The following is a 22,605-nucleotide window of genomic DNA, read 5'->3' on the forward strand; positions in this document are numbered from 1 at the left end:
CACTTTTTACTATAAATGAAATGAGATGATTGTGTGCCTTTTATGAATCGTTTTACAACAACAGTAACTGGTGCTGTCACGTTCACTGGGAACACGTTGGGACTAAGTCCTACATCACCTGCACCAAACAATAACTTCGGCACGATTGATGTGTTTACAACGATAAATACATCGCTTCAAGTGCCTGGATTCCCGGCAGGAACAACGAATGACTGGCCATTAAATTCTTCAAGTGCAATTTTGAACCTTCCAGCAGGGAGTAGTGTTTTATACGCAGAACTAGTATGGGCCGGCACATACCGAACCGATACAGAGGATGTTACAGCATTTTTAAATGATAATATTTCATTTACAACACCAGCAGGAACATTTTCTGTTGCACCAGATCCTGCAACTGCGCAGCAAGGTTCGGTAGGAAACCAGTTTTATTATGCTCGCTCTGCTAATGTAACGAATCTTGTAAGTGCAGGTGGGGCAGGCACATATACAACAGGTGCCGTGCCAGCTGCAAGAACTTCAGCTGATCCAACAATCAGTCGTTCAGCTGGCTGGACGCTTGAGGTAGTTTATCAAAATGCAAGTTTACCACTTCGGAATTTGTCAGTATATGCAGGTCAAGAAATTATCGATGCTTCATCCCCGCCAGTTGATGCTACTATTTCAGGATTTGCTACTCCAGCAACAGGAGCTGTTACAGGAAGAGTGCTCGTAACTGCTCAAGAAGGTGATTCTAACATTGTTGGAGATCAGCTTCGCTTTGGACCGAATGCAAATGCTACAGTCGCATTATTCGGACCGAGAAACCCCGCGAATAATTTCTTTCAATCACAAATTTGTAATGATAGTGGCAATCTAGATACGAGCGGCACATTTGGAGATTTGAATCAGCCGTTAGGAATCGCTTTAGCGGTCCGAAGACAAGGGTGGGATATTACGAATGTAGACGCCTCATCTTCTTTAGTAAACAATCAGACGTCAGCAACTGTTCGCTTTGTCACAAATGGAGATGGATACGCTGCAGCTGGTTTTGGTGTTCAAATTGATGCGACAGGTCCAATCATTAATCCTGTTAAATCGGTTAATAGAACAGTTGCAGGGGTAGGGGATACTCTCACCTATACGATTACGGTCCCGAACACAGGAACAGGAAGTGCAGAAAACGTTGTATTACAAGATAGTATTCCGAACGGAACGACATTTGTAGCAGGTAGTGTAACGGTAGGTGGAGTAACACAACCGAGTGCGAATCCAGCGAATGGAATTAATTTAGGTACAATCCCAAATAACACGCAAAGAATTGTTACATTTCAAGTTCGAATAACATCGTTCCCGAACCCAAACCCTATTCCAAATCGTGCAATGGTGTCATATCAATTCCGTCCTTTTGTCGGTAGTCCCCCTATTACAAGTACGTCTTCTTCAAATACAGTACAAACGACAGTGAATCAAGCAACTATAAGTATGCAAAAATCTGTAGACCTACAGACGGCAACGCTTAATGACGTATTAACGTACACAGTTAATGTCACGAATAATGGGAATGTTGCTGCAAACAATGTTATTTTTGTTGATAGTATCCCTGCAGGAACAACATTTGTCGCAAATAGTGTTACGGTAAATGGAGTAGCACGTCCAGGAGCGAATCCATCAAGTAGTATTAATCTTGGAAGTATTAATGCTTCACAAACGACTGTAGTGCGCTTTCAAGTTCGAGTAACATCTAATCCTCTTGTAAATCCAATTCCGAACCGTGCAAGTGTAACATTTAACTTTACTCCAGTGCCTGGCCAACAACCAATTTCAGGTCAAGCGACAAGTAATACTGTATTTACTACTATTAATATAGCTGATATAAGAACGAGAAAAACAGTGGATAGAGCTTTTGCGACAGTTAATGACGTTCTTACGTACACCGTTACAATTGAAAATACAGGAAATGTACTTGCGACAAATGTTATTTTTCAAGATCCGATCCCAACTGGAACGACTTTTATTCCAAATAGTGTGACTGTAGATGGGGTTTCACAGCCTGGAGCAAATCCTGCGACTGGGTTTACAGTAGCGAATATATCTCCAGGTGGAAGTAGGACAGTGACTTTTCAAGTACAAGTCACATCTACGCCATCAGGAGGGACGATTGCGAATCGTGGAAATGTATCGGCTAATTTCGTCGTTATTCCGAATCAGCCGCCAGTAACGATTAATAGACAAACGAATACAGTTGTAACACAAGTTAATACAGGTGGTTTAAATGTAATAAAGGAAGTGAATACAACGCAAGCGGCAGTAGGGGACACTTTAACATACACGATTGCCGTCCAAAATACAGGAAACGTTCCGTTAACAAATGTGTTTTTCCAAGACACTATTTCTTCCGCTGTTTCATTTGTTGCAAATACTGTAACGATTAATGGAGTACCGCAAAGTGGATTGAATCCGAATACAGGATTTTCTCTTCCAAATATTCCTGCGGCTCAAACCGTTGTAGTCACATTTGACGTATTAATTGTACAGGATCCAGAAAATGAAGATATTTTAAATCAAGCAAATGTAACAGCAAGTTTTCAAGTGAATCCGAGCGAACCGCCAGTAACAATCAATGTTCCTAGTAACATTGTGAATACAACTGTACAATCAGGGAATTTTGAAGTTGTGAAATCAGTCAATACGGATGTTGCAACGGTAGGGGATGTTTTAGTATATACAATCGAAGTCATAAATGCGGGTAGTGTACCAGCTACAAATGTATTTTTCCAAGATTCAATTCCACAAGGGACATTATTTATTGCAAACAGTGTATTTGTTAATGGTGTTTTACAAGAAGGGGCAGATCCAGAACTTGGATTCCCATTAAATAATTTGCCTACTGGCGCGAGTGTAATTGTTACGTTTGAAGTATTAATTGATGAAATTCCCCAAGGAAATAATGTCGTAAATAATGCGAATGTAACTGGAGATTTCCTTGTAAATCCAACAGAGCCACCGATTACTGTAACAGTACCAAGTAATACTGTTATGACAGTGGTGAATTCTTCAGGTTTAAATGTAATGAAGAGCGTAAGCGCTACTGAAGCAGGAGTAGGAGATACGTTAACGTATACAGTTCGTATACAAAATAGTGGAACGGTAGCAGCGACAAATGTGTCATTCCTTGATCCAATTCCATCTGGAACAACGTTTGTTGCGAATAGTGTAACAATAAACGGGATATCTCAACCCGGTTTAAACCCAACAACTGGATTTCCACTTGCTAATATTCCAGTAGGAGGGATGGTAACAGCTGCTTTTCAGGTGACAATCACGAGTGTACCACCAAATAGAGTTCTTCCGAATAATGCGAATGTAACTGCGGATTTCCAAGTAAGTCCTCTCCAGCCACCAATTACAATTGTAACGATTAGTAATATTGTTGTGACGCGAGTGAATGTAGGATCAATTAATGTAATAAAGAGTGTAAACACACCGCAAGCAGGTGTAGGAGATACGTTAACGTATACGATTCTTATTCAAAATACAGGAACTGTTCCTGCAACAAATATTATTTTTCAAGATCCGATTCCTGTTGGAACTGCGTTTGTAGCGAATAGTGTCACGATAAATGGAGTTGTTCAGCAAGGTGCAGACCCTGTGGTAGGTTTTCCAGTTCCGAATATTCCAGTTGGGCAAACCGTTACAGTTACGTTTCAAGTTATAGTGACGAGTGTCCCGAGTGGTGGAAATATTAGAAACCAATCAAACGTTACTGCAAGTTTTCTTATAAATCCAGCTAATCCTCCAATAACGACTGTTACGAATAGCAATTTCGTCGTGACGCAAGTAAACACAGCACAGTTAAATATACAAAAATCTTCATCTGTACAACAAGCGGCACTTGGAGAAATTTACACGTATTCTGTTGTCATTAGAAATAATGGAACGGTAACAGCAACGAATGTCTCTTTCATTGATCCAATTGCTCCAGAAACAACATTTGTAGCAAATAGTGTAACGATAAATGGAACTCCTCAACCTGGATTTGATCCAAATATAGGTTTTACGCTTCCTAATATAGCTGCTGGCACATCATTGACTGTAACGTTCCAAGTAACAGTAGTTGCGCCATCCACGCGTGGAGCCGTACTAAACACGGCAGCTGCTACGGCCACTTTTTTATTAAATCCTTTACAGCCCCCTGTAACAACGACAAATTCAAGTAATACGACAGTAGTTACGATACCGTTACCTCCTCCTGGTGAAGTAACAGCAACCAAAACAGTTGACGTTGCAACTGGAGCAGTTGGGGATGTATTAACGTATACCGTGCTAATTTCAAACGTAGGAATTATACCTGTTACAGATGTGTTCTTCCAAGATGTCATACCAGAAGGAACGACATTTGTAGAAGATAGTGTAACGATAGGTGGGGTGCAGCAACTTGGTTTAAATCCAGAAATAGGATTTACAGTTACTCCATTATTAATTAATGGTGGAAGTATTGAGGTAACGTTCCGAGTGACGATTACAGAAATTCCAGATAATGAAGTCATATTAAATGATGCAGACGTTACATTTACTTCACAACCAAATCCGCAGGAACCACCGATTACGGAAACGATATTAACAAATTTAGTCGTTACGACAATTAATATAGCGTTTATTTTTCCGTTAAAACTAGTAGATAAAGAAGTAGCGACTGTAGGAGAAATTTTAACGTATGATGTATTGATTTTTAATTTTGGAACAGTGGCAGCGACGAATGTTCAATTTATAGATACTACTTCCGCGGGTGTAGCATTTGTACCAGGAAGTGTGAGCATAAACGGGGTACCAGCACCAGGATTAGATCCTTTTATCGGTTTTACAGTTCCAGATATACCTGTAGATGATTTTGTACTTGTCACATATCAAGAGATGGTAACGAGCATACCAGAAGGTGGAACAGTTGTTAACTTTGTAGATGTTACGGCTACATTTGCTGTAAGTGAAACAGAGCCGCCTATTACTGAAACAACGACAAGTAACACGACATTAACCGAAATAAATGAACCTGGTTTGAATGTTTTAAAATCAGTAAGTGAGCCAATTGTTGCAGTAGGCGATACAATCACATATACGACAGTAGTTCAAAATACAGGGACAGTGACAGCGACGAATATTCAATATAGTGATGTATTACCTTCCTCTATAGCATTCGTGCCGAATAGTGTAACGATAGGTGGTGTGATACAACCTGGGTTCAATCCTAATAATGGATTCCCACTTCCAGATATAAATTCAGGGGGAAGTGTAGAAGTCACATTCCAAGTAACCGTTGTTAGTGTTCCATCAAACGGAACAATTGCCAATACGGCAAATGTTACTGGAAGCTTTATATTAGTACCAGGAGAACCACCAGTTATAGTAAATCAGCCAAGTAACACAACGCTCACAACTGTAAATAGAGGACGCTTTAATGTTATTAAACAAGTCAATAGAGCTGCTACCTTAGTTGGAGATGTATTAACGTATACAGTGCAAATAACGAATACAGGAACAGTAACAGCTAACGATGTTCAGTTTATTGATACGATTTCAGCAGGAGCGTCATTTGTACCAAATAGTGTAACGGTAAATGGAACTCCGCAACCTGGTTTGAATCCGATTACTGGGTTTGGAATTGGCGATATACTTGTTGGCAATACGACTATAGTGACGTTCCAAGCGATAGTGACAAATATTCCATCTTCAGGAACGATAACGAATGTTGCAAATATAACAGGAAGTTTTACTTTAGTACCAGGAGAACCACCAGTTGTAGTAACAGAGCCGAGTAATACGACAATAACAAGGGTAAATAGAGGGCGATTCAATGTTATAAAAACTGTCAACAAACAGGCGACACGATTAGGAGATACGTTAACGTATAGTGTGCAAGTTACAAATACAGGAACGGTAACAGCGACAAATGTGCAATTTATTGACGTTCCATCACCTAGTTTAGAATTCGTTCCAGGGAGTGTACAGATAAATGGGATTCCACAAGTAGGTTTAGATCCTTTTGTAGGCTTTTCATTACCGGATCTTGCAGTAGGAGATAGCATACTAATCACATTTGAAGTAAATGTAATCGTAATTCCGCCTTCTAGTAGCATTATGAATACAGTGAGAGTAACTGGAGATTTTGAATTGATTCCAGGAGAACCACCGTTTACAATTACGAATTCAAGTAATACGACAGTCACACCAGTAAATAGAGGCAGTTTAGATATGCTGAAAGAAGTAGATCATTCAATTGTTGGAGTAGGAGAAACGGTAACGTACCGTGTTCGCATATTAAATACTGGTACGGCTGATGCAATGAATGTTCAATTTATTGATGTGTTATCTCCGGAAGCGGCTTTTGTACCAAATAGTGTAACGGTAAATGGAGTAGCACGTCCAGGAGTAAATCCGCAGGTTGGATTTACGATTTTAGACATTCCAGTCGGTGAGACGGCGATTGTAACATATGAAGCTACAATTACAAGTTTTCCAGATGGTGGTACAGTAGTGAACGTTGCTGGGGCATCGGCAGAATATATTTTAGTACCAGGGGAACCGCCAGTTACAGTGATGGACACGAGTAATACAGTTATTGTAACGGTAAATACTGCAATCTTATTTGTTGCAAAAGGAGCAAACTTTGAAGTAGCAATGGTAGGAGATGTTGTCACTTACGGAATTGCTGTTATAAATGATAGTACAGTTCCTGTGACGAATATTATTTTAACAGACATCATTGACCCAAATACGTTATTTATAAATGGCACGGTAACGGTAAATGATGTACCTTTTCCATTTGCCAATCCGAATACCGGTATCCTTTTAGGTGATTTTCAGCCGAATGATGCAGCAATTATTAATTTCCAAGTTGTAATAACAGGAGGGCAAATAAATAACTTAGTAACAAATACAGCTACAGCGAATGGGCTTGCAACTGTAAATCCTAATGAGCCGCCAGTAGTAGTTGAAGGCGATAGTAATACAGTTGTTATCCCGTTTATTCCTCAAAATGTTTCAACAACAGTCGTAAAAACGGCAGATCTTCAATCAGCAACAATTGGAGATGTTATTACGTTTACGACAGTTATTACGAATACGGGGGATACAGCGATACAAAATATTCGTTTTCAAGATATGTTAGATAGTAGTTTTCGATTTGTTCCTGGAAGTGTAACTGTTGATAATACGCCAGTGCCAAATGTAAGCCCAGTATCAGGGTTTCTTATAGGAAGTTTAAATCCAGGTGAAGCACGGACAGTTTCGTTCCAAGTAACAGTTCAGAGTGCACCAAGTGGTTCAGGAAATTATATTAATCAAGCGAGTATTCGCTTCGAACATCAAGTAGGCACAGTATTGCCACCTGTTACACAAATAATAGATAGTAACATAGTTGTCATTCCATTTGTTCCAACGATAGAACAAATTTGTGAAACAAACTTTAATTGTTTAGACAAAATTCCATTTCACTGTTCTCCGTGTAATCAGTTGCGAATAAATAAAAAATAAACACAAAAAGAGCATCCTGAAAGAATAGGATGCTCTTTTTGTTTAGATCAAGTAGCTTCTTCTTCGGGAGAAGTGAAAAATTCGTTGACTTTGTTGGAGAGTAGAAATGGAATAGCTCCTTTTATAACGGAAATGTCCCAGTCCCACCATGCAAGGTTTTCTAGTTTTTCAATGATTTCTTGCGAGAAACGATATCGAACTAGTTTGGCAGGATTACCAGCGACGATTGCATATGGAGGTACGTCTTTTGTAACAACACTCTTGGCCCCGATAATGGCCCCGTTACCAATTGTAACACCAGATAAAATGCAGGATTGATAACCAATCCATACATCATTGCCGACTACGATATCACCTTTTGAAGAAGGATGACCAGTAATGTGTGCTCCTTCTTCGAAGAGGACATTAAATGGATAAGTTGTTATCCAATCAGCACGATGTTCACCGCCAAGTACGAAAACGACTTCTTCTCCTAATGAACAAAACTTACCTATTTTTAATTTTGTTTCATCATTCCAAGAAAAAATAATAGGGCCTACTTTACTGTAAGTATAATCACCGATATCATATTTATTATATTCAGGTTTTTGATTTAAATATAACATACCAATTTTAGCATCCTCTCTAAAGAAAGTAATGGATATGGAACATTATATGTAAGGTGAAGTAAGGCGAACTATGTTGTATGAAATGGTAATGTGCAAAAATGTTAGTAGGCAAGATGAATAAAAGGGAGTGAAATGTATGAGATACGAAATGGGATTATATAATAAACCTTTTCAGTCGATTCAATTAGGAAAAAAAGTATATGAAGTACGCTTATACGATAAAAAACGTCAACTTATAAAACAAGACGATGAAATTGTATTTACGAACCTTACGACAGCAGAAACGATGGCTGTAAAAGTAACGGAGATAAAACGATACGAAAGCTTTAAAGCAATGTACGAACAAATTGATAAAAAATTATTTGATTGTGAAGAACTTAGTATAAAAGAAATGTTAGAAAGTACATACGGAATATATACGAAAGAACAAGAAAAAGAATGGGGAACAGTTGCGATTGGTGTTGAGGTAATAAAGTGAGAAGAAATCGCGGTGCAGCTATAATTATACAAGGTGGTAAAATCGCTCTTATAAAACGTGTTCGAGAAGGTGAGATGTATTTTGTTTTTCCAGGCGGGGGAATTGAAGAAGGAGAAACGCCTGAAGAAGCAACGAAGCGAGAGGTTTATGAAGAATTAGGGGTACATATACAAGTGGAGCATCTGATTGCAAAGGTGGAGTATAAAGGTACGGAGTATTATTATAATGCCCATATTATAGGTGGAGTTTTCGGAAGTGGTAAAGGCGAGGAGTTCGAGCTGAAAGATAGAGGGAGTTATATTCCTTTATGGATGCCAGTAAATGAGTTGCCAAATTTAAATGTAAAACCTTATGATGTGGCCAAATGTGTATTTGATTATTATGGAATATAAGGTCTGACAACATACAAAAAAAACCATTGACATAGCCTTCTGATTTAAGTATTGTATTCGAGTATGTTTATAATCAGGAGGTTTATATGAGCAATCAAACTACTACACATCATGTGAAAATGACAACAGCAGATCCATCTGGAATCGGTCTATTTGGATTAGCGATGGTAACACTTGTAGCATCGTCTCAAAAGTTAGGCTTAACAGATGGCGTTTCACTTGTATTACCATGGGCAATCTTTTTAGGAGGATTTGCACAAATCTTTGCATGCATTCACGATGCAAAGCACAACAATACGTTCGGTACAACAGCATTTGGTGCGTACGGCCTATTTTGGTTAGGTGTTGGAATGACTTGGTTAATTCAACTTGGAGTATTTGGCGAAAAATTAGCCCAAACTGCAGATTCAAAACAGCTCGGTGTAGCCTTTATCGGATACTTGATTTTCACGATCTTTATGACAATTGGTGCAATGGAAACACATAAAGTATTATTTATGATTTTCGTCCTTATTGATTTCTTATTTATCGGTCTTTCATTAAGTACTTTAGGTGTTATGCCGCACGCAATGCATAATTTAGCAGCGTATTCTGAACTATGTATTTCATTATTATCTTTCTATGGTTCAGCAGCAGCTGTGTTAAATACACACTTCGGAAAAGTTGTATTACCAGTTGGAAAACCCTTTGGTATTTTTAAAAAGTAATAAAAAAGAACAGATGATTGTATAGTCATCTGTTCTTTTTTTTATGGAATAAAATAAAATAGCAAAAAATATAATTGAAATTGATTCTCATTATTAATATAATGAGAATGAGAATCATTTATTGTAAGAGGGGGATGCCAAAGTGGCGAAAATTTTAATAGCGTATGCAAGTATGTCAGGGAATACAGAGAGTATTGCTGATTTAATTAAAGTAAGTTTAGATGCCTTTGATCATGAAGTAGTATTACAAGAGATGGAAGGTATGGATGCTGAAGAATTATTAGCTTATGATGGAATCATTTTAGGATCTTATACGTGGGGTGATGGTGAATTACCATTTGAAGCGGAAGATTTCCATGATGAGTTAGAAAATATAGATTTAACGGGTAAAAAAGTGGCTGTTTTTGGATCAGGTGATACGGCGTATGAGCTGTTTTGTGAAGCGGTAACGATATTTGAAGAACGTCTTGTAAAATGTGGGGCAGAACTTGTACAAGAAGGATTGAAAATTGAATTAGCTCCAGAAGATAAAGAAGACGTTGAAAAATGCAGTGATTTTGCAATTGCTTTTGCCGAGAAGTTCTAGGAACGGGAGTGTCAACGTGGAAACAATGTTAAGTGCAACTGCTATTACAAAGTTAAGAGATGGAAAGCTTTTGTTAGCTACTACATATAATGGTTTATTCATTGAAAAAGATGGAGAATGGAAACAGGCTTTAACTGGTTTCCAAAAGCGAATTCGAGATTTACATAGTGAAGGTAACGTAGTTTACGGAGTAGGAGACGAAGGAGTTTTTATTCGTAGTATGAATGGTGGAGAAACGTGGACGATCCAGCGCTTTCCAACGAAAGCAACGAGCTGGAATGTATGTAGTAATGAGAATGGAACAGTAATTGCTCATGGAGATAAAACACTGTATCATTCTAATAATTTTGGTTCCACATGGGAGACTATTCAGCCATTTCTTAATTACGGTAGTGAGGCACCATCTATTCGATCATTATTTTTATATAAACATTACTTATTTATCGGTACGAAAATACATACTAAATATGGTGGTGTTTGGCTTTTTGATTTAGAGACACGTAAATTAAAAAGGATTAAAATAGCGATGAATCAGATGATTTCTGCGTTGACTATACATAATTCCTATTTAGTAGCGGCAAGGGGATCGTGCAAGGGGATTAGCGGAAATATTTCTTTTTGCAGAATAAATGAGAGTATCGAAAGTGATAAAATAGGTTGGCATACATGTCAAAGTGAACAAAAAGCGAGTAGTTATTTAGATTTAAGTGTGGATCAACATGTGTTATATACAACGTCAACGCAAAATAAGGCGGGAATTAGCACTGTTTGCCGTGTGCTTCTTGAAGAAGGAATTGTTACAGTATGTGATTCGGTTAAAGGGCATGGTTGGCGCATTGTTAATGAAAAAGAAGGCTATGTTGTAGCTGGATCAGGTGAATTAAAAACGATGCAGTGGAAAAAAAAAGCTGTATAACTTTAAAAAAACTTTACTTTTATTATATTGGTATGATATAGTTACTTTAAACCATTTTACTTTTAATAATATAGAGATTTAAATGAGCTGTAACTTCCGAGGAGGATAGCAATGTTAAATCTCCTCTGGGGTTGCAGTTTTTTAATATATGATGTATTATTGTAAAGTGGTTGAAAATGAATATGTACATATAGGTACATTGTAGGAGGATTTTTTAAATGCAAAACGGTAAAGTAAAATGGTTTAACGCAGAAAAAGGTTTCGGTTTCATCGAGGTTGAAGGCGGAGAAGACGTATTCGTTCATTTCTCAGCTATCCAAGGCGACGGCTTCAAATCTTTAGAAGAAGGTCAAGAAGTTACTTTCGAAGTAGAACAAGGTAACCGTGGACCTCAAGCTACAAACGTAAACAAGAAGTAATTATGAAAAAAAGAAGGGCTTGCCCTTCTTTTTTTTTGCGTTTTTATTGAATATCCTCCTATGTACATGTAATAATAAGACTGAATTTTTGATTTTTATGCGAAGTTTTTCATGCATAAAGTGCATTAATAAATAAATACTGAAAATAAAGTATGTGTGTGAAAAGGAATTTAGAAAGAGGTAAATAAATTGAAAAACGCTACACACTTCATTGTGTTTGATATTGAAAGGAATTTTAGGCCGTATAAATCAGAAGATCCGTCAGAAATAGTTGATATTGGAGCTGTAAAAATAGATGTGAGTACAATGAAGGTTATTGGAGAATTTTCAGAGTTAGTAAAACCAAGTGCCCCATTAACTCGTCATACAACAAAATTAACTGGAATTACAAAGAAAGATTTAATAGGTGTAGGGAATTTCCCTCAAATTATAGAGAAATTTATTCAGTTCATCGGAGAAGATTCAATATTTGTTTCATGGGGAAAAGAAGATTACCGTTTTCTATCTCAAGATTGTACATTATACGGTGTAGAATGCCCATGTATGGAAAAAGAGAGTAGATTTGATGTGCAAAAATTTGTTTTTCAGGCGTATGAAGAATTATTTGAGCATACACCAAGTTTACAATTAGCAGTGGGTCAGCTCGGCTTAACGTGGGAAGGGAAGCAGCACCGGGCTTTAGCAGATGCTGAGAATACAGCAAATATCTTTCTGAAAGTATATGGCGAGAGAGATATTAACAAGCGATACAAGAGACATGGTGAGCTTGAACTTGTAAAGAACGGAAAACTAACAGAAAAAGCGAAAAAAAGGATGCGGAAATGGGTGTTTAAAGAACTGAGAAAAAATACAGAGCGTCCTTTTGTATGGAGTGCATTTGAAAGTAGTGACACATGGGAAAGTATAACGGAAAGATATTATATAAGTGAATCAGCAGTAGAACTTCTGAAAAAACACTTTCCTACTGCGGTGAGAAAAGCGGAGCGGCAGCTTAGGTATTTGGCTGAGATGGAGAAAGTAGTAGAAGAAAGTTAGTAATAAAATTTATTTTATTCATATGTACAACTAGACTTCAGGATTAAGTTGCTGAAGTTTAGTTGGAGAATTCACGGCTTGTCCTGTATTGTTAATGGAATATTTTGTTGTTTTTAGTACGAATGTACAAATTATTTGTTTTCTGAGAAAGATAATGGAGAGTAGTGTGAGGGATAGAACAAAATAGGGAGCAAATTACGCAGAGGATTCAGTATTTAGGGAGAGATAACGTGAATTTCTAGTTTGAAATATAATAGGAATAGCATTGTTTACATTGTTCGAATTAACGAGTTAATATTCACTTTCTGAAAATGGAATATTTAACTTGTTTTCTACAGTACGTAAACGTTGGTTTAAACGGTTCAACCGACGGGTGTGTCGCTCAACTGTATTTTCTAATTGATGAACTCTTTCATTTAAGTTATTCACCTGAAAGTTTAACTTGTTTATTTTTTGTTCGAGTTCGTATATCTTTCTTTCTGATGAATTGTAACACCCCATATAAATCCTCCATTCTATTAAAGTAAGTTTAATCTATAGTAGTATATGTATAAATGAAAGGACAGGTAACTGAATTTAGAAAAAATGGAAACGCTTAATATATCTTTAAATCGTGGTGTATTAAAGATTAAAATCGAAGAATAAGATAAGAGTTTTATACAAGGGAGGTGTGATAGTGATAGACTTGGATATCAAAGACGTCACCGTAAAGATGGAATTAAACGGGGTCTTTTGGAATGAGGATGGGATCGCTGAAATGACGGTGACTACAAAAGAAGAGCATTCTCTTCTTCTTCGTCTAGTAGTTGACTTAGAAAGTAAAACTATTAGGGCGACGAGTGCCGAAATAGTGAATGGATTCTGCCCTCTGTGCAAACAGAAAAGGGACGAATGTAGTGAACTTAATGACTTACAAAACAAAATGGATATTTTAGAAGAAGCTTACGATTGGGTGAGAGAGCATCCAGAATATCGTTTTCAATTATCTTTTTACGAGTACAATAAATTTGAGGTAGTGAAGTGAAATTTTCATTTTAAAAACATACATAATGACTAAAAGGAAAAACACCAAAAACACCAAAAACTTATAGAAGGACTTGGTCAACTAGAAATATTGAAGTAGATGTCTCTCATGGAAATACGCTTGTACAACAAGGAAGGAATCTGCTTGATTCTACAAGAAATGTCATCTTGGAGCAAAAAAAAATTTTAAAAATAAGCATATTTGTTATAAAGAAGAAAAACCGATTCTTAGTAGAATCGGTTTTTAGTATAAATGTCAACTATGTCCCAAATAAAAGAGTGCTTGTTAATAGAGCTCAGTAAAAATAGGTATATGGAAGCATTTATTCAATCCCATTCGGATCATACAATATAACATTAACAGATATACAAGACGGACACGTTACAGCGCATGTTCTTGATACGAAATGTTTTCGATAATAAAAAGACAATGATGGAATTTAACCCGTCATTGTCTTCTTTACATTATTCTATTCAATTTCTCCTGATCCATAGCTATACTGCTGTTTATTCTCAATCCGCTCAATTACGTCTTGTAATTCATCCGGCTTCAAAAACTCAATGGGAGAGAAACCTTTCTCAAACGTAAGTGTATCAGCCTCAATCATTAATACATATCGGTCGTTTACCTTTGCAATATGTATTAGGTCTCCGAAATCAGCAAGCAAAGCCTTCACAGAGATATGATCTGCTTTTAGCTTTAATTCCACTTCAGGGGCGTGCTCGACGATTTGAGCGGTAGCTTCCATTACTTCTTCTGTTGAAAATTGTTCCATAATTTCGCGTTTCGGACTGGCAGCCCATACTTCCATCGCTTGGTCGAACTGTTCACGTTCTTCAGTACCTTCTTCAAATACATCTTCAATTTGGTCGTATACCATGTCCATTACTTGTGTTTTCATAATTTCAGGCATAGAGCGTTCGTATTCGACGAATTTTAAGAAGTCTTCAAAGTAGCGGGCGTGTGATGCTTGGTGTATTTTTAGTTCGCCAGGCTCCACCATACCTTCTTCAGGCATGTATGGGTACTGGATAGATTTCATATTCTTTGTTGTGATGGCCATTTCAACGTTACGAATAAGTGTTGATTCATCAGAAATGGAAGCAACCTTTGGTTCGAAGTCACATTTCATTACGAATACGAATGGATCATCAAAGTATTTGCGTAGTTTTGCTTGAGCGATTAAAAACACACCACCACGTACAGCGCTTGTGTCAAGGTATGTATAAACGAGAGGTTCGCTCATATCTTTGAAGTTTTCTTTTGTTTCTGCAAAGCGAATACGATTAAATAAGTTGTAATGAGGGTTTGAATCGAGTTCATGCCCTTCTTCTACAATAAAGCGACCGATCTTCGTTGGGGCTTGTTCTGTTTTTGCGTGACGTTCTACTTTTCGCTTTGAAATTTTTAATAATTCACCATTCAAAAATTCTTTTAAAGAGCTATCTTCATACTCTTCAGCGTCTAATGTTTGAAAATGTTTATAGCGCTTATCAACTGCTTCACCTTTTCCTTCTACTTGTACTACATAAAAGGAAAGAAAATTTATTTCAAAATCCATATTTATCACCTTGTTTCATTTCATTAACTCTTATCAGTATAGAGATGGAAAAAACTTTCGTCAATTTATATAAGGAAGGGGGAGCCCCTTCCTTATATATTTGTTATTTTCGAAATTAAAATCCGTCTTCTAATGCTGAAAATGGAATATTTAGCCTATTTTCTACTGTACGTAAACGCTGATTTAAGCGGTTTAATCTACGCGTATGACGCTCAACTGTGTTTTCTAGTTGACGTACTCTTTGCTCAAGCTCATTTACTCGTCTTTCTAATTGACGGTTTCCAGTACCAGGGAAAGAGATTGGAAGTTGAAATTGTCGATTTTGATCATATGGATTAACTTGTTCTGTTTGATCTATATATTGTTGGTATTGTGCCTGTAAATCATACTGAGGTTGGTAACCATATTGGTTATATGGATCATAAGGATTGTAGGGATACATAAAAACATCCTCCATTTCTTTATAATAGGTTAAATTCATCATAATGTATGTGCAAAAGCGGAGTAGTGGCACGGCAAATACCTATATACCTGAAGTGAATGATTGTTTTTACCGATAAAAGCTCGGTTTAAGTTGTTAATAATGATCACATATGAGAAAGCGGTATTGCGGTTTCTGAAGCATGCAGGTGAATAGAGAGGTGAAATGAAAGGGTGTTACATTTGTATTTCATCTGTTGAATGGTATATACTGGATGGAGATAGGTTGCATAAAAGTTACAATTTTATCAAACTCGAAAATTTATATAAATATGTATAGACATTTACAAAAGAAAAGAGTAATTTTAATAGAGTAAAAAACAACTTGTAACATTTTCTAAATATATTGTAAAATGATTGTAACAAAAGATACATAAAAATGAAATAATACATAAGAAATAATGTTGGGGAAAAGGAGAGAGTATATTGTTCCGAAAAATAAAGGGTATATTAGTAGGGGTGCTATGCGTAGCTGTAGTAAGTGGTTGTGGTACAAAAGTAAGTGATGTGGCATTAGTAAGTGATTTTGGTGGGAATGTTGTAGAGGCTAAGGCTGATGTACAGGATTCAATTAGCTTAGTGGATGGGCGTACTGGTACTGAAGTGAAAAAAATAGACTTATCGAGTTTAGGTTATTTTGAAGATGAGGCGAAATTCAAAAAATCCGTAACGAAGGTTGCAGGTGAAGTCGGGAAAAGTGTTGACAAAAAGATGGTCCCTTCACGTATAGCATCTGATGGATCATGGCAAGAAGGAAAGCCTTCTTTTGAATTAATGGAAAAAGAATTAGTAGATAAATTATTAAACGTTGGTATGTGGGATTCTTCATATCAGTTACCTATCGTTGAGAAAAAGCCTACCGCAACATTAAGTGATGCGCAAGGAAGTGGCACGGTAATTGGTAGATATGAAACGAATTTAGGTGGATCAGCAGGTGGCCGTATTGAGAATATTCGTTTGTCGGCAGCGAGCATAAATGGAGTTGTATTAGCAAAAGGAGACAGTTTCTCTTTCAATGCATTAATCGGTGATACAACGCCAGATAAAGGGTATCAATTAGGTAAAGAAATTGTAGATGGTAAATTAGTAGATGGTTATGGTGGTGGCGTTTGTCAAACATCATCAACGCTATACAATGCAGCAGATCAAGCTGGTTTGAAAATGGTAGAGAGAACTACACATTCTAAAACAGTAGGTTATGTCCCTCAGGGAAGAGATGCAACAATTGCGTATCCATATTTAGATTTAGTATTTGAAAACACGAATGATGCTCCTGTTAAGCTTTATATGGGCATTCAGGGCGGAAAGTTAGTTGCTGAAGTACATAAGATGAAATAAATATGTAGTTAAAGGATAAGAAAGTAAAATATTTATAGTTTCTATAATTGAAGCCATCTCTTCTGAATTTCAGAGGAGATGGCTTTTGTGTACAGTTTATTAAGAATAGTAAATTGATGTATTACTAGTATGTTCGAAAAAGGGTTGAGTTTAATTCTTAGTTTTCCTATTGACATTGTTTATTTTTAACTGTATTCTTCATAATAACAACTAAATAAATGGAAAAATTTATTAGTTTTCTTATCAAGAGAGATGGAGGGACTGGCCCGGTGAAATCTCAGCAACAGGCTAAAAAAGCACTGTGCTAATTCCAGCAAACGTAAAAGACGTTTGGAAGATGAAGGGAAATGGATTAACATTCAACTCTTCTTATATGTGTAAGAAGAGTTTTTTGTTTAGAGAGGGGGGATAGCGTGAAATTTGATGTAGCGTATTTTTTAGAAAGTTTTCCGCAATTATTTAAGTATGTATACATAACTTTAGGGATTACTGTAGTTTCAATGATTATTTCTTTCTTTATAGGGATTGGCTTGGCGATTATTACAAAAAACAAAACGAAATTTTTATATCCAATTGCAAGGGTGTATATCTCTTTCTTTAGAGGGACACCGTTATTAGTTCAATTGTTTGTGTTATATTTCGGATTGCCACAAATATCTCCGGCTTTTACAGTACTTACAGCTATGCAAGCAACTTTAATTGGCCTCAGTTTAAATAATGCTGCTTATTTGTCAGAAATCATTCGAGGTTCATTAAATGCTGTGGAATCAGGGCAAATGGATGCTTGTTTATCAGTTGGAATGACAAAAGCACAAGCGATGCGACAAATTATCTTTCCGCAGGCTATTCGTGTAGCAGTGCCGTCACTTGGAAATAATTTTGTTGGATTGTTAAAAGAATCTTCGTTATCTTTTGCACTTGGAGTGGCTGAAATATTGGCACAAGCGAAAATGCTGGCGGCACAATCGTATCGTTACATGGAAAGCTATTTAGCGGTAGCGATTGTGTATTGGATTATTACAATCGTAATCAGCTGGGGACAGAAAAGGTTGGAGAAGAAACTTGATGCACCGTATTTATAAGAGAAATGAGGTGATATATGTGATCGAGTTGAAAAAATTGTATAAATCTTACAAACATAATGAAGTGCTGAGAGGAATCTCACTTACTGTAAAAAAAGGGGAAGTGGTAGTAATTATTGGACCTTCTGGTTCAGGGAAATCGACATTACTACGATGTTTAAATTTATTAGAACAACCGGATGATGGCAGTATTAGAATTGAAGATTTAGAGATTCATACGAAGAAACTTTATCAAAAAGAAATCATAAAATTACGTCAAAAAACAGCTATGGTTTTTCAAAACTATAATTTATTTAAAAATAAAACAGCATTGCAAAATATTACAACAGCATTAACGGTTGTACAGAAAAAAAGTGAAGAAGAGGCAAATGGAATAGCGAGAGAAATATTAAAACAAGTAGGCTTAGCTGATAAAGAAGATTTTTATCCGACGATGTTATCAGGTGGACAACAGCAAAGGGTAGGGATTGCTAGGGCAATGGCTTTAAATCCAGCTGTATTATTGTTTGATGAACCGACTTCAGCACTTGATCCAGAATTAGTTAATGAGGTATTACAAGTTATTAAAGACTTGGCAAGACAACATATAACGATGGTTATTGTTACACATGAAATGAATTTTGCAAAAGAGGTGGCTGATCGCGTTATTTTTATGGCTGATGGAATTATCGTAGAGCAGGGAACGCCAGAAGAGATTTTTCGAAACCCACAAAATGAACGTACGAAAAAGTTTTTACGGCAATTAAATGCATCTGAAGAAGGAAATCATTTCGTTATTTAGGAGGAAGAGTTATGAGAAAATCGTCATTATTACTAACATTAGCATTAATACTATCTGTTGGAGCTTTGTCTGCATGTGGTTCTAATGCAGCAAGTAAAAAGACAGATGAAAAAGTAGTGAAAGTTGGGACTTCTGCAGGTCGTAGCCCATTTATATTTAAAGAGGGTGAGAAAGTAAAAGGTTTTGATGCTGAAATTATTGAAGCGGCTGCTAAAAAAGCTGGATATAAAGTAGAATGGAATGTTTCTGATTTTGAAGGATTATTCGGTTTATTAGATTCAGGCCGTATTGATACGATTGCAAATGAATTATCCGTTTCTCCGGAAAGAAAAAAGAAATATGACTTTTCGATACCGTATGTGTATTCAGGTTCTGTTTTTGCGGTGAAGAAAAATAATAATACAATTAAATCGCTAGAGGATCTAAAAGGAAAGACTGTAGGTGTTGGACTTGGTACAGCAGGAGAGCAAGAGTTAAAAGCTTTAAATAAAAATAATGCTTTTACGATTAAAACGTACTCAGAGGATCCAACGGCGGAATTGAACGAAGTAGGGTTTGGACGCGTCGATGCTTATTATAATGATAAAGTTCAAGTGGAAACAACAATAACAAAGGCGAAACTAGATAATGTCAAAGTTGGATTTGGCCCACTTGAATGGGGAGAGATTGCATTTCCATTTGCAAAAAAAGAGTGAAAAGTTAGAAGATATAAACAAGGCGTTAAAAGAATTAGAGCAAGATGGAACATTAAGTGACATATCGAAAAAATGGCTAAAAGTTGATGCTACAAAAAAATAAAATTAAGGTGTATTCGTTGAATGGGCCTATTGCCTATCAACTTACATAAAAAACTAAAGGGAACTGGAGAGGACGTTATTCATGGTACAAATTCATCCGAAAACACGTATTGGTCATGTTGCATTTAAAGTAAAAGATCTAGAGCGTCAAATTGCTTTTTATGAGAATGTAGTAGGGTTAGAGGTAAGTAAGCAAGAGGGGAATAAAGCATATTTAACAGGAAAAGGTGGTAAGAATACGTTACTTGTTCTTGAGCAGTTGGAAGATGCAGCGCTACAAGAACCGCGTACGACGGGTATATATCACGTAGCCTTTTTAGTTCCGACTCGTGAAGCTTTTGCTTCGGCACTATTTGGTGTTATTCGCAATAAAAAGGTAATTGATAGTCCGGCTGAGCAAGAAGGGCGTTATACATATTCAAATGAAATTTTGCCAATTTCAAGATTTAATAGTGCAAGTGATCATACGTATAGTGAGGCGTTTTATTTACAAGATTTAGAGGGGAATGGTATCGAGATTTATGCAGATCGCCCTCGAGGTCAGTGGGGAGAAGGGCCAGGAGGAAGTACGCCACTTGATTTAAAAGAACTGGCAGTGCTCGTTGATTATGAGTTTGATGGCTTACCAGCCGAAACGGTGGTTGGACACGTCCATTTACGAATAGCTGATGTAGAAAAGTCACATGAGTTTTATGTAGAAACAGTAGGCTTTGAAGTGCAGCAGCGTGAAGATGATTGCTTATTTATTTCGGCAGGAGGGTATCATCACCATATCGGTGCAAATACGTGGAATGGAGTAAATAATCCGTATCCACCAGCACATGCAACTGGACTAAAAGTGTATACGATAGTACTACCGCATAAAGAAGCGTTAGATGAAGTGAAAGAAAGATTAATAGAAAAACAACATGAAATAAATGAAACTACAAATGGATTTACTGTAGTAGATCCAAGTGGTATTACAGTGCAGTTTGAAATAGAAGCAGTATAAAGTGAAACTTTAATCAGTGGGGGCTTTGTTCATCCCCCACTGATTATTAGCCTTCACCAATCGGGCGTTTATGGGCAGTTAATCTCCCACCTAACTTCTTTGTTCCAGCTGAATTTTGAGGTGGGAGTTGTACTGCCCGTTAACGCGGGATAAAAGGAGCCAGAAAGTGTTTAATCACTTTCTGGCTTGTTTTTGATTATTTAGAGCTCAATCCAATACCTTCTCACAACATTCCCATCTTCTTCAGTGAAATCATCATCACGGAGACCTCCGTTATGTAAAATCGTTTTCTCTGAAGCAGTATTCACTTCGTCGCAAACGACAAGTGCTTTCGTGATGTTTAATTCTTTCGTTTTTTCTAATGATAACTCTAGTAACTTTGTAGCATAACCTTTTCTTCTTTCAGAAGGGCGAATACCATAACCGATATGGCCTCCAGCATTAAATAAATGCTCCGTCAAACTATGACGAATATTAACAGCTCCTACAATTTTATTTTCATTTGTAACAAGCCAATAAGTAGAATCTGGTACCCAAGTTTCAGGAATATTTATTCCGTTATGTGCGTCGTGTAATTCTTGAATCATTGCCGTGAAATTAGAAGGATTTTTTGAAATAACCCATGGAATCATCGTTTCGCTGCTATCTTTCCATTCGTTATAAAAATCTAAGTATTCTTCTTGTAAATCAGTAGTAGGTGTAAGTAAAGAGACGTTCATTGTTAGTAAGCTCCTTTTATTTATGTTTTATTTCACAAAAATTATGATATAAAATGAAAGCGTTTCCCGACTTTCTCAACCTCATTTCACGCAACTCATATGCCATTTTTAACTGAAAATAAGTTAGACGTTGAACTTTAAAGTTTTTTTGTATGAGAAGTAGGTTGTTTTATTTATGTTAATATTTAAAATATTAACATAAAATCACTGGGATATTAAATGTATTTTAATAAAATGCTTTTATATCGATGGGTAGATGCATGTGATAATTTTTGTTCTATCTCTCTATAATGAATAAAAGGGGGAAGTGCTCGTGAGCTTACATATTGATTTTATTATACGAATCGGTGTTGCTGGTTTGTTAGGGGCGATAATCGGTATTGAAAGGGAAATTCGCTCAAAAGAAGCTGGATTAAAAACACATTTCCTAGTAGCCGTAGGGAGTGCTTTAATAATGGTCGTTTCGAAATATGCTTTTTCGGATATTGTGTTTGAAGAACATATGGCTCTTGATCCGAGCCGGATTGCAGCGCAAGTTGTTAGTGGAGTTGGATTTTTAGGTGCAGGTACAATCATTATTCAAAAGCAGGCAGTGAAAGGATTAACGACAGCGGCTGGTTTATGGGCTACAGCAGGAATAGGGCTAGCAATTGGAGCAGGTATGTATGTTGTAGGGATTGGAGCGATGATTCTCGTTTTGATTGGTTTAGAGATTGTAAGTCGTATTTTTAAGGTACAATTTTTATTTCCGCAAAATATAACGGTGCAAATGTGTATAAATAAACACGAAGCGGTACAACAAATAGTAGAGACGCTACGAGTGAAAGGTATTCCAATACTTTCATATGAAGTTGAAGCCTTACAGCAAGATACAGAAATAGTTTATAAGGTAGGAATGCAATTGAAAAATATATCGTCAGAAGAAAAGAATGCATTTATTCAGCATATGCAAACATTGCCGGAAGTTACGTTTATAAAGTTAAAATCATAGTGTTGAAATAGAGGATAGATGTAGCAGGAATTTCGCTATTATCTATCCTTTTTTGACATAAATCACATGTGAAGTCAAGTGTTATTTTCGCTTTGAATGGATACATGTGTGAACGTTCCCTTCTTTTTTCTCAATACAGAATAAATAGTCAGAATAGTAAAATAATGGAGCGAGACACTAAAAAATGTAAGGTA

The 22,605-nt window shown here is 36.6% G+C and carries 18 protein-coding genes, 2 pseudogenes and 1 riboswitch; of the genes and pseudogenes, 15 read left to right on the forward strand and 5 right to left on the reverse strand.

The window, feature by feature from the left end:
• The first annotated feature begins 33 nt into the window (after positions 1-33).
• Entirely contained in the window at positions 34-7,506 is a 7,473-nt protein-coding gene (locus tag MHH66_RS09105; RefSeq protein WP_078185274.1) for a DUF7507 domain-containing protein, read from the forward strand.
• Positions 7,507-7,553: 47 nt separating this feature from the next.
• Here the strand turns inward: MHH66_RS09105 and MHH66_RS09110 are convergent, their stop codons facing one another.
• Positions 7,554-8,111, reverse strand: a complete 558-nt coding sequence (locus tag MHH66_RS09110) for a CatB-related O-acetyltransferase (protein WP_063219680.1) — start codon at positions 8,109-8,111, stop codon at positions 7,554-7,556.
• A 139-nt stretch (positions 8,112-8,250) separates the two neighbouring features.
• Here MHH66_RS09110 and MHH66_RS09115 point away from each other — a divergent pair, with 139 nt between their 5' ends.
• The 7 genes from MHH66_RS09115 to MHH66_RS09145 all read left to right on the forward strand — a co-directional run bounded on the left by MHH66_RS09115 (position 8,251) and on the right by MHH66_RS09145 (position 12,647).
• Positions 8,251-8,592, forward strand: coding sequence for an ASCH domain-containing protein (locus MHH66_RS09115; RefSeq protein ID WP_002128458.1), 342 nt, complete (start codon positions 8,251-8,253; stop codon positions 8,590-8,592).
• On the forward strand, positions 8,589-8,984 hold the full coding sequence (locus MHH66_RS09120; RefSeq protein ID WP_002128457.1) for an NUDIX hydrolase: 396 nt from the start codon (positions 8,589-8,591) through the stop codon (positions 8,982-8,984). Before MHH66_RS09115 ends, MHH66_RS09120 begins: the two co-directional genes overlap by 4 nt.
• Before the next feature lie 86 nt (positions 8,985-9,070).
• The gene (locus MHH66_RS09125; RefSeq protein ID WP_000070943.1) at positions 9,071-9,691 is read left to right on the forward strand and encodes an acetate uptake transporter; all 621 of its coding nucleotides are present in this window, start codon (positions 9,071-9,073) and stop codon (positions 9,689-9,691) included.
• A gap of 142 nt (positions 9,692-9,833) precedes the next feature.
• Positions 9,834-10,277: a flavodoxin gene (locus MHH66_RS09130; RefSeq protein WP_001062757.1), complete on the forward strand. Its 444-nt coding sequence runs from the start codon at positions 9,834-9,836 to the stop codon at positions 10,275-10,277.
• Between the two features lie 16 nt (positions 10,278-10,293).
• Positions 10,294-11,193, forward strand: coding sequence for a WD40/YVTN/BNR-like repeat-containing protein (locus MHH66_RS09135; protein ID WP_078185275.1), 900 nt, complete (start codon positions 10,294-10,296; stop codon positions 11,191-11,193).
• A 218-nt stretch (positions 11,194-11,411) separates the two neighbouring features.
• Positions 11,412-11,612, forward strand: a complete 201-nt coding sequence (gene cspB / locus MHH66_RS09140; protein WP_001179147.1) for a cold shock-like protein CspB — start codon at positions 11,412-11,414, stop codon at positions 11,610-11,612.
• 189 nt (positions 11,613-11,801) lie between these two features.
• Positions 11,802-12,647: an exonuclease gene (locus MHH66_RS09145; protein ID WP_078185276.1), complete on the forward strand. Its 846-nt coding sequence runs from the start codon at positions 11,802-11,804 to the stop codon at positions 12,645-12,647.
• A gap of 291 nt (positions 12,648-12,938) precedes the next feature.
• Here MHH66_RS09145 and MHH66_RS28575 read toward each other — a convergent pair.
• Positions 12,939-13,061 (reverse strand): annotated as a pseudogene (locus tag MHH66_RS28575) (hypothetical protein); the annotation flags it as partial.
• A gap of 262 nt (positions 13,062-13,323) precedes the next feature.
• Between MHH66_RS28575 and MHH66_RS09150 the strand changes: the two are divergent.
• Positions 13,324-13,671, forward strand: a complete 348-nt coding sequence (locus MHH66_RS09150; RefSeq protein ID WP_033709368.1) for a hypothetical protein — start codon at positions 13,324-13,326, stop codon at positions 13,669-13,671.
• 469 nt (positions 13,672-14,140) lie between these two features.
• Here MHH66_RS09150 and MHH66_RS09155 read toward each other — a convergent pair whose 3' ends face one another.
• Together MHH66_RS09155 and MHH66_RS09160 are read right to left on the reverse strand one after the other, a co-directional pair.
• Positions 14,141-15,232 (reverse strand): DUF3900 domain-containing protein, encoded by a 1,092-nt coding sequence (locus tag MHH66_RS09155; RefSeq protein ID WP_002033604.1) that lies wholly within the window; start codon positions 15,230-15,232, stop codon positions 14,141-14,143.
• A gap of 115 nt (positions 15,233-15,347) precedes the next feature.
• A complete protein-coding gene (locus MHH66_RS09160; RefSeq protein ID WP_002087720.1) occupies positions 15,348-15,674 on the reverse strand; it encodes a hypothetical protein in 327 nt (108 codons plus the stop codon).
• A gap of 464 nt (positions 15,675-16,138) precedes the next feature.
• Here MHH66_RS09160 and MHH66_RS09165 point away from each other — a divergent pair, with 464 nt between their 5' ends.
• The 5 genes and pseudogenes from MHH66_RS09165 (at position 16,139) to MHH66_RS09185 (ending at position 20,701) form a co-directional block, all read left to right on the forward strand.
• On the forward strand, positions 16,139-17,050 hold the full coding sequence (locus MHH66_RS09165) for a VanW family protein (protein ID WP_002128453.1): 912 nt from the start codon (positions 16,139-16,141) through the stop codon (positions 17,048-17,050).
• A 237-nt stretch (positions 17,051-17,287) separates the two neighbouring features.
• Positions 17,288-17,394, forward strand: a riboswitch (SAM riboswitch).
• A gap of 69 nt (positions 17,395-17,463) precedes the next feature.
• The gene (locus MHH66_RS09170) at positions 17,464-18,132 is read left to right on the forward strand and encodes an amino acid ABC transporter permease (protein WP_002066492.1); all 669 of its coding nucleotides are present in this window, start codon (positions 17,464-17,466) and stop codon (positions 18,130-18,132) included.
• Between the two features lie 19 nt (positions 18,133-18,151).
• On the forward strand, positions 18,152-18,913 hold the full coding sequence (locus MHH66_RS09175) for an amino acid ABC transporter ATP-binding protein (RefSeq protein WP_165689470.1): 762 nt from the start codon (positions 18,152-18,154) through the stop codon (positions 18,911-18,913).
• Between the two features lie 11 nt (positions 18,914-18,924).
• A pseudogene (locus MHH66_RS09180) lies at positions 18,925-19,711 on the forward strand (amino acid ABC transporter substrate-binding protein).
• 81 nt (positions 19,712-19,792) lie between these two features.
• Complete coding sequence (locus MHH66_RS09185) at positions 19,793-20,701, forward strand: VOC family protein (RefSeq protein WP_078185278.1); 909 nt, start codon at positions 19,793-19,795, stop codon at positions 20,699-20,701.
• 200 nt (positions 20,702-20,901) lie between these two features.
• Here MHH66_RS09185 and MHH66_RS09190 read toward each other — a convergent pair whose 3' ends face one another.
• Complete coding sequence (locus tag MHH66_RS09190) at positions 20,902-21,420, reverse strand: GNAT family N-acetyltransferase (RefSeq protein WP_078185279.1); 519 nt, start codon at positions 21,418-21,420, stop codon at positions 20,902-20,904.
• Between the two features lie 313 nt (positions 21,421-21,733).
• Here MHH66_RS09190 and MHH66_RS09195 point away from each other — a divergent pair, with 313 nt between their 5' ends.
• On the forward strand, positions 21,734-22,411 hold the full coding sequence (locus tag MHH66_RS09195) for an MgtC/SapB family protein (protein ID WP_078185280.1): 678 nt from the start codon (positions 21,734-21,736) through the stop codon (positions 22,409-22,411).
• Positions 22,412-22,605 lie beyond the last annotated feature (194 nt).

Origin of the sequence: Bacillus sp. FSL H8-0492 (assembly GCF_038006145.1) — a bacterium.
Classification (GTDB): Bacteria; Bacillota; Bacilli; order Bacillales; family Bacillaceae_G; genus Bacillus_A; species Bacillus_A mycoides.

Coding starts and splice junctions, on each gene's coding strand:
- MHH66_RS09110 (WP_063219680.1), bottom strand. CDS start 8,111: ATGTTATATTTAAATCAAAAACCTGAATATAATAAATATGATATCGGT.
- MHH66_RS09115 (WP_002128458.1), top strand. CDS start 8,251: ATGAGATACGAAATGGGATTATATAATAAACCTTTTCAGTCGATTCAA.
- MHH66_RS09125 (WP_000070943.1), top strand. CDS start 9,071: ATGAGCAATCAAACTACTACACATCATGTGAAAATGACAACAGCAGAT.
- cspB (WP_001179147.1), top strand. CDS start 11,412: ATGCAAAACGGTAAAGTAAAATGGTTTAACGCAGAAAAAGGTTTCGGT.
- MHH66_RS09155 (WP_002033604.1), bottom strand. CDS start 15,232: ATGGATTTTGAAATAAATTTTCTTTCCTTTTATGTAGTACAAGTAGAA.
- MHH66_RS09160 (WP_002087720.1), bottom strand. CDS start 15,674: ATGTATCCCTACAATCCTTATGATCCATATAACCAATATGGTTACCAA.
- MHH66_RS09185 (WP_078185278.1), top strand. CDS start 19,793: ATGGTACAAATTCATCCGAAAACACGTATTGGTCATGTTGCATTTAAA.
- MHH66_RS09190 (WP_078185279.1), bottom strand. CDS start 21,420: ATGAACGTCTCTTTACTTACACCTACTACTGATTTACAAGAAGAATAC.